Consider the following 14,508-nt stretch of genomic DNA (forward strand, 5'->3'; position numbering starts at 1 on the left):
GCACGCACCGGCGCCCCTCCCACCGACGCAGCGGGAGGGGCGCCGGCGTCTTCCCGGGCGCTCAGTAGCGGCCGAGGAAGTCCGGGTAGTAGCCGCTGGTGAGGCGGGAGACCCGGACGTTCGTCCCGGGGCGCGGGGCTTCGACGTACGTGCCGTCGCCGAGGTAGACGGCCACGTGGTGGATGCCGGAGGCCCGGTCGTTGCTGGACCAGAACAGCAGGTCGCCGCGTCGCAGTTGGCCGGAGCCGATCGGGGTGGCGGCCCGGTACTGGTCGGCGGCGACCCGGGGGGTGGAGATCCCGGCCCGGCGGAACGCCTGCTGGACCAGGCCCGAGCAGTCGAACCCGTCGGGTCCGTTGCCGCCCCACACGTACGGTTTGCCGACCTGCGCCAGCGCGTAGGACACCGCCGCCTCGACCCCGCTCGCGGCGGGTCCGTCGGACTGCTCCGCGGACTGCCCGGCGGGGGCTGCGCTGTCGCCGGTCCGGGAGACGTAGACGTCGTAGTGGCTGGTGTAGCGCCACTCGCCGGCCGCGTTCCTGAACCAGTAGACCTTGCCGTCCCAACCCTGCCGGATTCCTCCGGAGGACTGCGCCGGGGCGGACTTCGACGGCTGGGGCTGCGGCTGCGCGCCCTTGGCGCCGCCGGTGCGGTCGAGGTAGACGTCGTACCACTTGGTGTAGCGCCACTCGCCGGCCGCGTTCTTGAACCAGTAGACCTTGCCGTCCCAGCCGGGGCCGGACGGTGCGGGCACGGCCTGCGCGGCGGTCGCGTCGAGGCCGAGACCGGCCGCTCCGGCGCCCGCCAGCACGGTGCCGGCCAGCAGGGTCGAACGCACGGCCCGGTGTATTCGGCCCGCCCGCTCGGCCGCGCCGGACCCGCCGGTGCGGGCCGCCGGCCGGGCGCACGGGGCGCAGCGGCAGGTCGGGGCACCGTCGGATTCGGCGAAGCCCAGCAGCGGGGCCCCGGAGAAGTCCGGAAGGTCGGTGGGGTCGGTGGATATCGAGGCGAGCGCGGTGGTCACGCGGGTTTCCCTTCCTTGCGGTTCGGGCGGGCGGCCGGGGCGGGCACCGAGGCGGTGACCCCGGCCGGGGCGACGAACGCGACCAGCAGCTGCTCCATCAGGGCGCTGCGCGCGCTGTCGTCCAACTCGTGGGCGGTGGCGTGCTCCAGGCGTCGCACCGCGAGCGCCGCGGCCTCCACCGCGTCGTCCACCAGGACGGTCCGCAGCCCGGCGTCCAGGTCGGCGAGCCGGCGGCGGCGCATCGACTCGGCGACCTCCGGCGCGTAGTCCAGGGCCAGCGGCTGCACCGAGTAGACCTCGACCCCGGCCGGGGCGGTCTCGGCGGCCAGCGCCCGGGTCAGCTCGTCGGCGAACCACTGACCGTCGCGCAGCGCGGGGCCCGGCGCGGAGTTGGAGTCGCACGGCAGCAGGGAGGCGGTTCGGGTGAGAACGGCCTGCACCTGCTCGCGCAGATACGTTTCGTGTTCGGCGATGCCCAGCGTCACCCGGGCGGTGTCCTTGACCCGCCAGACGATCAGCAGCCGCACCACCAGCGGCGTCCCGGCCCGGTCGGTGACGTGCACCGGCTCGCTGCGCCAGTGCCGCAGCCGGACGTCCACCCGGCGGCGGCGCAGCAGCGGGTTCACCCAGAGCAGGCCGGTGCGGCGGACGGTGCCCCGGTAGCGGCCCCAGCGGGTCAGCACCCGGGTCTCGCCGCCCGGGTTGGACAGCATCCCGCCGAGCGCGGCCAGCATCACCAGCCCGATCGCGCTGACCGCGGCGACCGTGCCGTCGTCGACCGCGGCCCGCCCGCTGTCCAGCGCGGCCGGGCCGCGTAGGTCGGGCACCCCGGCCAGTCGCGGGAGCGCCCCGGCCCGGGCCAGCACCAGCAGCACCCCGGCCGCCCCGGCCAGCAGCACCAGCAGCGGCAGCCAGCCCGGCAGGGCGAAGGCGCGCCGCTCGCGCAGGGACTGGTCCGCGCGCGGCGGGCGGCGGTGGGTCGCGGCCTCCGCCGCCGGGGGCGCCGGCGGCTGCTTCGCGGTGGCCGCGCTGAGCCGGCGGAGCCCGCCGGGGACCGCGCCGCGCGGACCGGTGGCCGCGGCTGCGGGTTGGGCGGCGGCCGGTTCGGCGGCGGGGCGGGGCGCGGGCGGGAGCACGGACGGCTCGTCCGCGCCGACCGGCACCAGGCGGGCCGGGTCGACGGCCGGGTTCACCACCGGGAGCGGCTGGGTGGCCGCGCATCGGTCGGGGTCGTCCTCGACCGGCGGGGCGGCCGTGATCAGCGGTTTGGCGACGGCCTTGGCGACCGCCTTGGTCAGCTGGGTCGCACCGACCGGGGGCTGGGGTGCGGCGGGGGGCCAGGAGTGGGGTCGCGGCGACGAGTCGCGGGTGACGTCCATGCACGTGTCCTAAGGGTCAGTGTGGCGCGCAACGGGCGGCCCGGATCTGACGGGCAGTGCCAGACTCAGGCTAGGTTGATAAGTCATCAAATGCGACATTTAGCAGGCAGTGTGTCGGTCTGTCCGCTATGCGGATGCGCGTCGGCCCGCCCGCCCTGAACTGCGGGAACGAGCGGGCCGACCGGAGATCGGAACCGGACCGGACGGTCCGTCAGCGACGCCGGGTACCACTCCCCCGGCCGAACACCCGACGAGTCAGCAATCCCACGCCCGCCGCGACCAGCAGCGCCCCGCAGGCCAGCCCGCGCCACCCGGTGGCCGCCGCCCGGTGCGCCGCCGCCACCACGTCCGGCGGCGGCGCGGCCGGCGTCCGCGACTGCGGCGGTGCCTGCACCGCCTCGTCCGCCGGATCGTCCGGGGCCGAGTCCCCGTCGGCCTCCGGCCCCGAACCCGGATCGGGAGCGTGAGCAGGATCGGAAGCGAGGGCTGACGGGGCGTCGGACGACGGGGCCGGCGCCTGGACGGACGGGGACGCCGAGGGCGAGAGCGGCGCGGAGGCGGGAGCGGGCCCGGCCGGGGCCGGGGACGGCGGGGCGGACAGCACCGTCACGTCCGCCGAGGCCCGCCGGGTCGCACTCGGCGCCACCGGCGGCAACGGCGTGCCGACCGGGGGCGTCGCGACCGGCGGCGCAGTCGTCGCGGGCGGTGCGGTCGCGGGCGGCGCGACCCGGCTCGGCGTGGCCGTCGCGGGCTGCACCGGCCGGGCAGGCGCCCCGGGCGGCACGGGCACCGGGGCGACCTGACCACCCGTCGGGTCGGCGGTCGGCGGCACCGCGCCAGCGTGCGCCTCGGACGGCGAGGGCGTGGCCGGGACGCCGGGTGCGCTCGGCACGTCCGGGAGGACGCTCGGCGAGGGCGGGGCGGAAGCGGTCGACGCGTCCGGGGTCGGCACGACGATCGGCACCAGGTCGGACGGCACCGGCAGCGTCAGCTCGGGCTCGACCGCCTTGTCCGCCCCCGGCGCGGACGCGGACGCCGACGCGAAGGCCGACGCGGAGGTCGACGCGCTCGGCGACGGGGCGGACGTGGGCGTCGGGCTCGCGTCCGCACCGGCCGGGACACCCGTCGGCGGGACCACGATCGGCAGCACCTCGGGCGGCACCGGCGCGTCCGGCACCGCCGGGGAGGACGACACCGCGGGCGAGCCGGAGGGCACAGCGCTCGACGGCGCGCCGGACGCGGAGGCCGACGCGCTCGGCGACGGGGCGGACGTGGGCGTCGGGCTCGCGTCCACACCGGCCGGGACGTCCGTCGGCGGGACCACGATCGGCACCGACACGTCCGACGCCGCCGGGGAAGGCGCTGCGCTCGACGGCAGGTCGGACGCCGACACGGACACCGACGCCGACGCGCTCGGCACGTCCGCCGCCGCCGGCGACGCGCTCGCACTCGCACTCGGCTCCGCACTCGGGCTCGGGCTCGCGCTCGCGCCCCCGCCTGCCGTCGCGGCGAGGTGGACCGGGACCGGGTCGCCCGGGGTGCCGTTGCCCGCGGGGTCGGTGGCGGTGGCGAGGAGGGTGAGGTCGCCGGGGGTGAGGTCGCGGGCGGGGGTGCAGGACCAGGTGCCGTCGGCGGCGGTGACGGCGCTGCAGATGGTGGTGCGTTCGTCGCCGTGGCCGGTGGCGGCGGTGACGGTGACGGTGGTGCCGGGCTCGGCGCGGCCGGTGATCCGGGGGCGGGCGGTGTGCAGGAGTTCGCCGCTGCCGGGGGCGGTGAGCTGCGGGCGGTCGGGGGCGGCGGTGTCGACGGTGAGGGCGACCGCCTTGCCGTCGGAGCGGTTGCCGGCGCCGTCGGCGGCCCGCGGGGTGAGCTGGTAGCGGCCGTCGGCGAGGTTCTCGACCGGCAGGCAGGACCAGGTGCCGTCGGCGGCGACGGCGGTGGAGCAGAGTTCGCCGCCGTCCCGGCCGGGGGTGCCCGCGGTGACGGTGACGGTGGAGCCGGGTTCGCCGAGGCCGGTGAGCAGCAGGCCGGGGTCGTTGGTGTAGGCGGGCAGGGTGAGGACGGGGGCGGTGGGCGGCGTGGTCCGGACGGTCAGCCGGAACTCGTCGCCGCGCAGCACCATGCCGCTGCGGGTGGTCTCCACCGGCACCAGGGTGTGGGTGCCCTCGGTGAGCGGCTGGTCGGGGCGGCAGTTCCAGGAGCCGTCGTTGCCGGCCTTGGCGGTGCACAGGGTGGCGCCGTTCTCCTGGACGGCGATGCTCGCCCCGGCGACCGCGCCGTCGCCGCGGAACTCGGGGCGGGGCTCCCGGGTGGTGCTGCCGGGGATGGGCAGGCCGACCTGGGGCTTGGCGGCGCCGATCGCGATGCCGACCTTCTGGTCGACGACCTGCCCGGAGTCGGCGAAGCCGCCGGGGGTGACGACCTGGGCGCCGCTGCGGGCCAGCCGCAGCCGGACCCAGGTGTCGCCGCCGGTGGCCCCGGCCGGGACCTGCCACTCCAGGGCGGTGCGGTCCGCCCCGGCGGGGACCTCGGTCTGCACCCGCTCCAGCGGGTCGAAGCGGCCGTTGTGGTCGAAGTCGATCCAGCCGGCCAGGACGGCGGGGCCGCTGCCCGCGTTGACCGGCACGTCCAGGTGGTAGGAGCGGCCGACGGCGGTCTCGGCGGGGAAGCTCAGCGTGGGGTCGGCGCCCTGGTACTCGGCGCGGCCGGGCTGGAGCAGCGGCGGGGGCGGGCTGGCCCAGGGGCTGCGGCGGCTCTCCCCGCCGTCGATCTCCACGCTGGGGGCGACCGGCCCGGCGTCGGGCGCCGGCGGGGGCGGGCTCGCGGGCGGGCCGGGCTGGAGCGGCCGCTCGACGGTCTGGGCCAGGCCGGGGCGGGCCCGGGTGGCGGTGGTCGCGGCGTCCTGCCCGAGGAACAGGTCGGAGACCAGGTGGGAGACGTTCCCGTAGTCCTGCGGGGCGCTGCCGAGGCCCTCGTCGAGGGTGACGGTGTACGCCTGGCGGAGCGGGGCGGGCGGGGTGGTGGAGCCGTTCTCGGCGGTGGAGCGCTGCTCGACCCGCAGCGACACGGTCGAGACGGTGCCGGCGAGTTCGAGGGTGCCGGTGCCGTCGACGCTGCCGTCCGGCCCGGCGTCGGGGGCGGGGGCGAGCTCGCCGGAGCCGACCGCCCAGCCGCGCCAGCCGGTGCGGCCGACCAGGGCGGGGGCGGCGGGGCTGCCGCCGGTGACGGTCAGCCGGGTGCTGGTGCCGGTGCTGCCGTCCTTCGACGTGGCCTTCCCGGCCAGGCCGCTGACGTGCAGTCGGGGGTTGCGGACCGGGCGGGAGAAGGAGAGCTGGAGGGTGCCGAGGGTGTGCCAGGAGCCGTCGGCGCCGGGGCGGCGCTCGGCGGCCCGGAAGGTCTCGGCCGGATCGCCGGGGCGGATGCCGTCGGTGTAGGGGCTGCCGCTGTCGCCGGGGCGGTCGGCGAGCCGGCCGGGGGCGGTGTCGACGCTCACCCCGGGGACGGCCGCGTAGTCGAACTGGACGGTGAGGCCGGAGGGCAGGACGGCGCGCCGCTCGGCGGACCAGGCGTCCGGGGTCTGCTGGGCGGCCGTCGGCGGGATGCCCAGGCCGGTGAGCAGCCCGGTGGCGATCAGGGCGGCGGTGCGGCGGCCGATGCGGGGGCGGGCCCGGTCACGGTCGGCCGGGCGGACGTCGGGGGCCGGGGCCCGGTGCGGGAACTGTCGGCACATCCGGCTCTCCTCTCGGTGTCGTCGCCCCCCGGAATCGCGGTCCGATCGCCCTGCACCCGAATGGTCATGACGATCCGACAAAAGGTAATCACGATCTGGTTTCGGTCATACCGCGACACCTGCTCATTTCCGCCGACACCACCCGATTGGCGGCCACTCGGTCAGCAGTGTCTGGATACCCGCCCGACTCACCGTCAACTCCCGCGAACGGGAACCAATCGGGCACTACCGCCCACTGGTTGACTTCCCGTCAGCCATCCCTGTTCGAATTGGTGGGTTTATCAGTAGAGTCGGCGGGCGTGACAATCGATCCCACTCTCATCAAGAGCAGCTTCGCCGTCGTCGAGCCCCACGGCAGCGAAGTCACCGCCTACTTCTACACGCACCTGTTCGAGCACAACCCGGATGTCCGCAAGCTCTTCGCCGAGCACATGAACGAGCAGCAGGACCGCCTCTGGGCCGCGATAGGCACCCTGGTCGACCGGCTGGAGGACACCGACACCGTGGTCAACGTGCTCCAGGGCCTGGGCCGCCGGCACGCCGGCTACGGCGCCCTCCCCGAGCACTTCCCGGCCGTCGGCGGCAGCCTGCTCGCCGCGCTCGCGCACTTCGCCGGCGACGCCTGGACCCCGGAGGTCGAAGCCGCGTGGACGGCGCTCTACGGCGTCATCACCGAGGTCATGAGCGCGGCGCTGACCGAAGAAGCCACGGGCTGAGAGCCCCCCGGTGGCCTTCGACCCCGCGGTCATCCGCGCCAGCTTCGCCGTCGTCGAGCGCCGCGCCGATCAGCTGACCAAGTTCTTCTACGCCCACCTGTTCACCAACAACCCCGGTGTCGAAGAGCTCTTCCCGGCCCGGCTCGCCGAACAGCGCGACCGCCTCTTCGCCGCGCTCACCCAACTCGTGCTGCGGCTGGAGGACCCGGAGAAACTCACCGACTACCTGGGGGCGCTCGGACGCGACCACCGGAAGTTCCAGGCCGCCCCCGAGCACTACCCCGCCGTCGGGGCCAGCCTGATCGCCGCGCTCAAGCACTTCTCCGGCCACTACTGGACCCCCGAGATCGAGAAGTCCTGGATCGAGGCCTACACGGCCATCTCCCAGGCCATGATCGACGCCGCCGCGGCCGTCCCGGAGTCCACCCCGCGCTGGTGGAACGCCGAGATCACCGGCCGCCGCCGCGCCGCCCCCGACCTCGCGGTGCTCACCCTGCGGCCCGACCGGCCGTACCCGTACACCGCGGGCCAGTACCTGACGGTCTGCTCCGACCGCCGCCCCCAGGTCTGGCGGCCCTACTCCGTCGCCTGCGCCCCCCGTCCCGACAACACCCTGGAACTGCACGTCCGCCGGGTCCCCGACGGGGCGGTGTCCACCGCGCTGGTCGACGAGGCCCGGCTCGGCGAGCGCCTGCGGATCGGCCCGCCGCTGGGCGACGCCGTGCTCGCCCCCGGCTCCGACCGGCCGCTGCTGATGGTCGCCGCCGGCACCGGCTGGGCCCCGGTCAAGGCCCTGCTGGAACAACTCGCCCAGGACGGCGGGCGGCCCGCCACGGTCTTCGTCGCCGCCCGCGGCGACCAGGACCAGTACGACCTGGACGCCGTGCACGCGATGGTCGGGGAACACGCCTGGCTGCACGCCGTGCTCGCGGCGCCCGGCCCCGGTGCCTCCCGCCACGAGGCCGCCCGGCTGCTGCGCGAGGGCCTGCGCGAGTACGGGGACTGCTCCGGCCACGACATCCACCTGTCCGGCCCGCCCGACCTCGTCCCCGCCGTCGGCGCCCAACTCCTGGAACAGGGCGCCGAACCCGGCCTGCTCCGGCACGACCCCGTCACGCCCACCTTCAACCGCAGCCGCCCGCTCACCCCCGCGGAGTGGTTCCTCGAAGAGCGCGACGTGCCCTGGATCAACCGGACCGAACTCGGCTGACGCCGCTCCCGCCGCCCCCCGGACACCACAGCGGGGGGCGGCGGGACCGGCGGCACCCCCCGCGAGCACGACGAAGGCCCCGGGCGGGAACCCGGGGCCTTCGGCTGGTGCGCTCAGCAGGATTCGAACCTGCAACCTCTTGATCCGTAGTCAAGTGCTCTATCCGTTGAGCTATGAGCGCTCGGACGGCCCCTTGCGGAGCCGCGAGCGGAGTTTGGTGCGCTCAGCAGGATTCGAACCTGCAACCTCTTGATCCGTAGTCAAGTGCTCTATCCGTTGAGCTATGAGCGCTCGCCCCGGCGGACTGGCCTCCTGGGCGGTGCGGGGACAACATTACATGACCGTCGACCTGGGGCGAAATCGATTGCCGACGGCCCGGCGACCCGGCGGCGGGGGCCCCGGACCGCGCCGGCCCCGGACAACGCGCGCAGGACCCGGACAACGCAGGAGCCCCGCCGGTCAGTGACCGACGGGGCTCCCGGTGAGCGGAGGCGGAGGGATTTGAACCCTCGATGGACGGTAAAGCCCAAACCGCATTAGCAGTGCGGCGCCATAGACCGGACTAGGCGACGCCTCCAACAGCCGGACCACCACCGGCACTCCGGCGCGTTCCGTGCGACTGCGATGATGCCACAGCCGACGGCCCCGGCACCAACCACCACAACGATACTGGCCGGGTCGTCCACGGCGCAAAGAAGAATGAGATACTTCCCTCTCCGAGGAGAGCCAGAGCCGCCCGTCGCAGCGGCGGCACGAAGCCGTGAGGAGACCTGTCGACGTGAGCAGCAGGCCGACCCGAGGCGCTGCTCGCCTCGCCGCGATACTCGATGCACTGCCCGACCCGCTGCTGCTGGTGAACAGCAACGGCACCGTGGTCGACGTCAACAAGGCCGCCGTGGAGAGCCTGCAGGCACCCGGCACCTCGCTGGTCGGAATGGGCGTGCTGGACCTGCTGCCGGAGTTCGACCCCAGTCGTATCCCCGGTTCCATGCGGCCCCCCGCGAGCGAGACCGAGAGCCTGGACCGACCGGTCCGAATGACCGCACGGCGCACCGACGGCACCGCCTTCACCGTCGAGGTGTCCGGGAACGACTTCACCGACGAGGGCGGCGGGGAGGCGCACGGCTTCCTGTCCTTCAACACCAACGACCAGGGACTGCTGCTGCTCCTGGTCCGTGACATGTCGGCCCGGCTCGGCGTGGAGTCCGAGCTGCGCCGCCAGCACAAGCAGACCGAGATGATCCTGCGCGCCGCCGCCGAGGGCGTCCTCGGCGTCGACCTGGAGGGCCGCGTGGTGCTGGTCAACCCGGCCGCCGCGCACATCCTGGACTTCCGGGCCAGCGAGCTCGGCGGCCGCGAGCTGCACCCGCTGATCCAGCACTCGCAGCCCGACGGCAGCCCGCTCGCCGCCGAGAGCTCCGCGCTGATGGACACCCTGCACTCCGGCCGCAAGCACCGGATTCGCGACACCGTGCTGTGGCGCAAGGACGGCCGGCCGGTCACCGTCGACCTGACCACCGCCCCCGTCCGGGACGGCGAACAGCTGGTCGGCGCGGTGATGACCTTCACCGACCGCACCCGCGAACTCGCCCTCGCCGCCCGCAACGAGCACCTCACCGCCGTCCTGGAGAGCGAACTCGGCGGGGCGCTCACCGCGCTGCACGGCCGGATCGACGCACTGGCCGCCGACCCCGCCGGACAGCTCTGGCCCGAGGCCAACTGGACGCTGCGCCGGCTCGCCGACGAGTGCCGCCGGTTCGGGAAGCTGATCGACGGCGTGCTGGAGCACCAGCGCTTCGAGGCCGCCGCCGACCGCGGCAAGGCGTCCCTCGACCGCGAGCGGGTCGGCCTGGACGAGGTCGTGCAGCTCGCCGTCGACCGGGCCGGGGAACTCGTCGGGCCCGGCCGGGTCCGCTACTCGGTGCACGCCGCCGCCGTGAAGGTGCTCGCCGACCGCGAGCGGCTCGCCCGGGCGCTCGCCCACCTGGTGGCCGACGTCAGCGGCGTCACGCCCGTCCCCGGGCCGGCCCGGACCGAGGGCGAGGGCCCCGCCGGGGCCTCGTTCGCCGGGCCCGCGCCGGCCGGCGAACAGCCCCCGATGGTGGTGCTGGCCGCCGCCCGGCGCGGCGACGTCGCCCGGATCGAGGTGCGCGGCCCCGCCCGCAGCTCCAGCGCCGTGCACCTGCCGATCGCCCGGGCCGCCGTCCAGCGGCACGGCGGCGTGCTCCAGCGCCACGACCTGCCCGACGGGGGCGGCGCCACCTACGTGGTGGAACTGCCGCTCGACCCCGACGGCGACGCGTCCGGCGGGCCGGACAAGCAGCAGCACGTCCCCAAGGACTCCGACACCGCGATGATCCCGGACCTGCCCGGGCAGGCCGGTCCGGCGGGTCCGGACGCTCCGGCCGAGGGCGGGGCGTCGGGCGGCCCGGCCGCTGCGGGCACCCCGGCGGCCTCGGGCGCCTCGGGCGCCGGGGCGCGCGCCGACGACACCCAGGGCTCCGGCCGCCGCCGGGCCCGGGCCGCCGAGGCGCGCGAGGGCCGGGACGCGCCGGAGCAGCAGGCCCCGCGCGGGCCGATCGCGCTCGGCGCCGGGCCGGCCGCGGACGACACCTCCGGCGGCGGCGCGATCGCCCTCGGACCGGCCGAGGGCCCCGAGGGCGGCGCCCGCCCCGGGCGGCGGGCCCGCCGGGCCGCCGCGCAGGCCGCACCCGGCGACAGCTCCGGGGCGCTGCACATCCCCGGCGTCCCCGACCCCGGGACGCCCGTCTACCCGGGCCTGGAGAACGCGCTGGCGGCCGCCACCCCGGAGCCGGTCACCCCGACCGCCCAGCCCACCGGACGCCGGCGGCGGCTCGCGCTGCCCGCCGACACCGCCCAGAGCGCGGAGGAGGTCACGGCGGTCCTGCCGCCGGTTCCCGCCGCCGACCCGGCCCCGCCGACCGCCCCGGCCGCACCGGCCCCGGGCGCAGGGGTGCCGGACGCCGTGCCGTCGAACGGCGCGCTGGAGGTCGCCCGCCCCGCCGCCGCGGCGCTGCCCGCCGGGGCGGACGCCGCCCCGCAGGCCCCCGAGCCGGTCGGCAGCGGGCTGGGCGAGCTGCTGCCGCCGCGGCCGATGGGCGGTTTCCCGGCCGCGTTCCCCGGCGCTCCGGTGCCGGGCCAGGCACCCGCCCAGAACGCGCTGCCCGCCGGTGGGAGCAGCCCGTCCGCGGTCGACCCCGTCCTGCTGAACGGCCAGCGCCTGGGCGGGACGGCCCCGCAGGGCGGGCCCGGCGAGGGCGGCGGCCCCGGGGCGGCCCTGGCGCTGCCCGGCGGACCGGGCGGCGCCCCCGTCGAGGGGCGCACCCCGCCCCGGCCGATGGCCGAACTCGCCCGGGCCAGGGACCTCCCGCAGGACGGCCCGCGCCCGCTGCTGGTGTGGCCCGAGCCCGACCCGTCCACCCGGGGCGCGCTGGAGACCCGGGGCTTCCGGCCGGTCGTCGTCGCCTCCCGCGAGGAGGTGGACGCGCAGGTGCCGCAGGCCCCCGCCGCGCTGTTCGTCGACCCGCTGACCGGCCCGATCACCCGCACCGCGCTGCAGTCGCTGCGCACCGCCGCGCTGGCCGGGCGGGTGCCGGTGCTGCTGGCCGCCGGCCTCGGCCAGGCCACCCGGGACGCCGCGTACGGCGCCGACCCGGCGGTGCTGCTGCGGGCGCTCGCGCCCCGGGACGGCGAGAACCACGCGGCCCGGGTGCTGCTGGTGGAGTCCGACCCGGAGGTCGCGGCGGCGTTGGTGGCCAGCCTGGAGCGGCGCGGCATGCACGTCGAGCACGCCGCCGACGAGAACGAGGCGGTGGCCCGGGCCAGCAGCCTCCAGCCGAACCTGGTGGTGCTGGACCTCCAGCGGATCGAGCGCCGCAACCTCGGGCTGCTCGACTGGCTGCGCGCCAACGACCGCCTGCACCGCACCCCGCTGGTCGTCTACACCTCGGCCGACCTGGACCCGCAGGCCCGGGCCGGACTGCGCACCGGCGAGAACGTGCTGTTCCTCGCCGAGCGCTCCACCACCGAGGACGTGCAGGGCCGGATCGTCGAACTGCTGGCCAGGATCGGCGCGTTGGGCCAGTTCGCGGGGGCGGGTAGCAGCACCTCCTCCTGACGGAGCGTCAATCGCCTCCTCCGGGCGGCCCGGCCAATGGGAGGCGGGCCACCAGGCGGGCGCCGTGCGGCGATCCGGCGGCGCGCAGGGTGCCACCGTGGTGCTCGGCCAGGTCGCGGGCGATGGCCAACCCCAGCCCGGCGCCGCCGAGTTCGCGGCTGCGGGCGTCGTCGAGCCGGGTGAAGCGCTCGAACACCCGCTCCCGGTCCGACTCCGGGATGCCCGGGCCGTCGTCGCGCACCTCCAGCACCACCTCGTCCGCCGCGACGGACAGCTCGACCTCCACCCGGCCCGCGGCGTAGCGCTGGGCGTTGTCGACCAGGTTGGTGAGCAGCCTGGCCAGCCAGGTGCGGTTTCCCAACACCCTTGCACCAGTCGTTAGTTCTGACTGAATCGGGACGCGGTCGGCCGCCCGGTCGGCCAGCACGTCGGCGAACAGCAGGTCCAGGTCCAGGAGCCGGGTGGCGACCGGGTCGGCGGCGTCCAGCCGGGCGAGCAGCAGCAGGTCCGCGGCCAGGTCCTGGAGGCGGACGGTGTCCTGGAGGGCGTCGGCGAGCAGTTCGGGCCACAGCTCCGGATCGGGGTGGGCCAGGGCGACCTCCAGCTGGGTGCGCAACACCGCGATGGGGCTGCGCAGTTCGTGCGAGGCGTCGGCGATGAAGCGGCGCTGGCGCTGCCCCGCGTCCTCCAGCCGGTCCAGGGTGGAGTTGACGGTGACGGCCAGCCGGGAGACCTCGTCCCCGGTGCGCGGCACCGGCACCCGGCGGTGCAGGTCGTGGCCGGTGATCTCGGCGACCTCGGAGCGGATCGCCTCCACCGGGCGCAGCGCCCGGCCGGTCACCCGCCAGGTCACCAGCGCCACCAGGGCCACCAGCAGCGGCAGCGCGACGGCGAGTGCGACGGCGGCGGTCCGGCCGGCCGCCTCCACGGTGCCGGTCGGGGCGGCCGCGTAGACGGTGAGCTCCCCGTCCGGACCGGTGACGGACACCGAGACCACCTGCTGCTGCGGGTCGCGCACCAGCTCGCCGACGTCCGCCGCGCCGTCCCGGGGCACGCCCCGCGGCCGGTACGGGAAGGGGCCGTCCGGCGGCTGGGGCACCTCGGGCAGCGGGGGCCCGGGCACCGGGCCGCCGAAGGGGACCACCAGGTCGGGTGTGGTGGAGATCAGCCGCCCGTCGGAGTCGACCACTCGGATGGTCCCGCCGGAGCCCACGATGAACTGCGGCAGGTGCTCGTGCTCCGCCAGCGCGGCCACCTTGGACGCCTGCCGGACCGCGGACTGCTGGACGTCGCGGACCAGGTTGCTGTGCAGCACGTCGAGCAGGGCCAGCGCGGTGCCGCCCAGGGCGAGGGCCACCACGGCGGTGGCGGCGAAGGTCGCCCGGGCCCGCACCGAGCGCGGCAGCAGGCGGCGCAGGCCGCGCGGGCAGCGCAGGACACGCGGGCGGCGGAGGACACGCGGGCGGCGGAGGTTGCGCAGGCGGCGCAGGCCGCGCAGGCGGCGCAGGCCGCGCAGGCGGCGCAGGCCGCGCAGGCGGCGGGCCCTCGTCCGGTCAGCCACCGTCCACCGCCAGCCGGTAGCCCGCCCCGCGCACCGTCCCGACCGCGCTGCGGCCGAACGGGGCGTCGATCTTCCGGCGCAGGGCGCTGATGTGCACCTCCACGATGTTGGGGTCGCCGTCGAACGCGGAGTCCCAGACGCTCTCCAGGATCGCCCGCTTGGACACCACCCCGCCGGACGCCCGGGCCAGGCACTCCAGTACCGCGAACTCCCTTGTGGTGAGCCGCACTTCGACGCCCGCCCGGGTGCAGGTGCGGCGAGCCGGGTCGATCGCCAGGTCGCCGAACTCCAGGGTCTGCGGCAGGCGGCGCCCGGTGCGGCGGACCAGGGCGCGCAGCCGGGCGACCAGCACCACGTACGAGAACGGCTTGGAGAGGAAGTCGTCCGCGCCGGTGTCCAGGGCCTCGGCCTCGTCGAGTTCGCCGTCCTTGGCGGTGAGCATCAGGATCGGGGTGTCGTCACCGGCCGCGCGCAGCCGGGCGCAGACCCGGTAGCCGTTCAGCCGGGGCAGCATGATGTCGAGCACGATCACGTCGTAGTCGTGCTCGGTGGCCAGCCACAGCCCCTCCTCGCCGTCGTGGGCGAGGTCCACCGCGAAGCCCTCGGCCCGCAGACCGCGTTGCAGCGTGGCGGCCAGCCGCCGTTCGTCCTCCACCACCAGTACGCGCATGGGGGACAGCGTCGCAGGCGGCCGGCGTAACCGGCCGGGCGGCTTCAGCCTGGCTTCAGGAGGGCGGCGGCATGCTGGGC

The 14,508-nt window shown here is 76.4% G+C and carries 8 protein-coding genes and 3 tRNA genes; 3 read left to right on the plus strand and 8 right to left on the minus strand.

The features are described 5' to 3' along the window. Positions 1-61: 61 nt before the first annotated feature. The 3 genes from QMQ26_RS17160 to QMQ26_RS17170 all read right to left on the minus strand — a co-directional run bounded on the left by QMQ26_RS17160 (position 62) and on the right by QMQ26_RS17170 (position 6,133). Positions 62-1,024, minus strand: coding sequence for a C40 family peptidase (locus QMQ26_RS17160; protein ID WP_282206258.1), 963 nt, complete (start codon positions 1,022-1,024; stop codon positions 62-64). Next, positions 1,021-2,403 (minus strand): SPFH domain-containing protein, encoded by a 1,383-nt coding sequence (locus QMQ26_RS17165; protein WP_282206259.1) that lies wholly within the window; start codon positions 2,401-2,403, stop codon positions 1,021-1,023. The genes QMQ26_RS17160 and QMQ26_RS17165 overlap by 4 nt, the downstream gene beginning before the upstream one ends. Before the next feature lie 211 nt (positions 2,404-2,614). Continuing rightward, positions 2,615-6,133 carry an Ig-like domain-containing protein gene (locus QMQ26_RS17170; RefSeq protein WP_282206260.1) on the minus strand — a complete coding sequence of 1,173 codons (3,519 nt, stop codon included), beginning with the start codon at positions 6,131-6,133 and terminating at the stop codon, positions 2,615-2,617. 299 nt (positions 6,134-6,432) lie between these two features. Between QMQ26_RS17170 and QMQ26_RS17175 the strand changes: the two genes are divergently transcribed. Both QMQ26_RS17175 and QMQ26_RS17180 read left to right on the plus strand, forming a co-directional pair. Beyond that, positions 6,433-6,849 (plus strand): globin family protein, encoded by a 417-nt coding sequence (locus QMQ26_RS17175; RefSeq protein ID WP_159073142.1) that lies wholly within the window; start codon positions 6,433-6,435, stop codon positions 6,847-6,849. 10 nt (positions 6,850-6,859) lie between these two features. Continuing rightward, positions 6,860-8,059 carry a globin domain-containing protein gene (locus QMQ26_RS17180; protein WP_282206261.1) on the plus strand — a complete coding sequence of 400 codons (1,200 nt, stop codon included), beginning with the start codon at positions 6,860-6,862 and terminating at the stop codon, positions 8,057-8,059. Positions 8,060-8,164: 105 nt separating this feature from the next. Here QMQ26_RS17180 and QMQ26_RS17185 read toward each other — a convergent pair. The 3 genes from QMQ26_RS17185 to QMQ26_RS17195 form a co-directional block, all read right to left on the minus strand. After that, positions 8,165-8,240: transfer RNA gene (locus QMQ26_RS17185), tRNA-Arg, on the minus strand. 34 nt (positions 8,241-8,274) lie between these two features. Then, a tRNA-Arg gene (locus QMQ26_RS17190) sits at positions 8,275-8,350 on the minus strand. A gap of 195 nt (positions 8,351-8,545) precedes the next feature. Beyond that, a tRNA-Ser gene (locus tag QMQ26_RS17195) sits at positions 8,546-8,636 on the minus strand. Positions 8,637-8,837: 201 nt separating this feature from the next. Between QMQ26_RS17195 and QMQ26_RS17200 the strand changes: the two genes are divergently transcribed. Further along, a complete protein-coding gene (locus QMQ26_RS17200; protein WP_282206262.1) occupies positions 8,838-12,197 on the plus strand; it encodes a PAS domain-containing protein in 3,360 nt (1,119 codons plus the stop codon). Positions 12,198-12,204: 7 nt separating this feature from the next. Here QMQ26_RS17200 and QMQ26_RS17205 read toward each other — a convergent pair whose 3' ends face one another. Then, positions 12,205-13,758 (minus strand): sensor histidine kinase, encoded by a 1,554-nt coding sequence (locus QMQ26_RS17205; protein WP_282206263.1) that lies wholly within the window; start codon positions 13,756-13,758, stop codon positions 12,205-12,207. Further along, the gene (locus QMQ26_RS17210; protein WP_282206264.1) at positions 13,751-14,428 is read right to left on the minus strand and encodes a response regulator transcription factor; all 678 of its coding nucleotides are present in this window, start codon (positions 14,426-14,428) and stop codon (positions 13,751-13,753) included. The genes QMQ26_RS17205 and QMQ26_RS17210 overlap by 8 nt, the downstream gene beginning before the upstream one ends. Positions 14,429-14,508 lie beyond the last annotated feature (80 nt).

This window comes from Kitasatospora fiedleri, assembly GCF_948472415.1.
In the GTDB taxonomy this organism is placed as follows: domain Bacteria; phylum Actinomycetota; class Actinomycetes; order Streptomycetales; family Streptomycetaceae; genus Kitasatospora; species Kitasatospora fiedleri.

Excerpts from the sequence above, each read along its gene's own strand:
- QMQ26_RS17165 (WP_282206259.1), bottom strand. The coding sequence starts at position 2,403 with ATGGACGTCACCCGCGACTCGTCGCCGCGACCCCACTCCTGGCCCCCC.
- QMQ26_RS17170 (WP_282206260.1), bottom strand. The coding sequence starts at position 6,133 with ATGTGCCGACAGTTCCCGCACCGGGCCCCGGCCCCCGACGTCCGCCCG.
- QMQ26_RS17210 (WP_282206264.1), bottom strand. The coding sequence starts at position 14,428 with ATGCGCGTACTGGTGGTGGAGGACGAACGGCGGCTGGCCGCCACGCTG.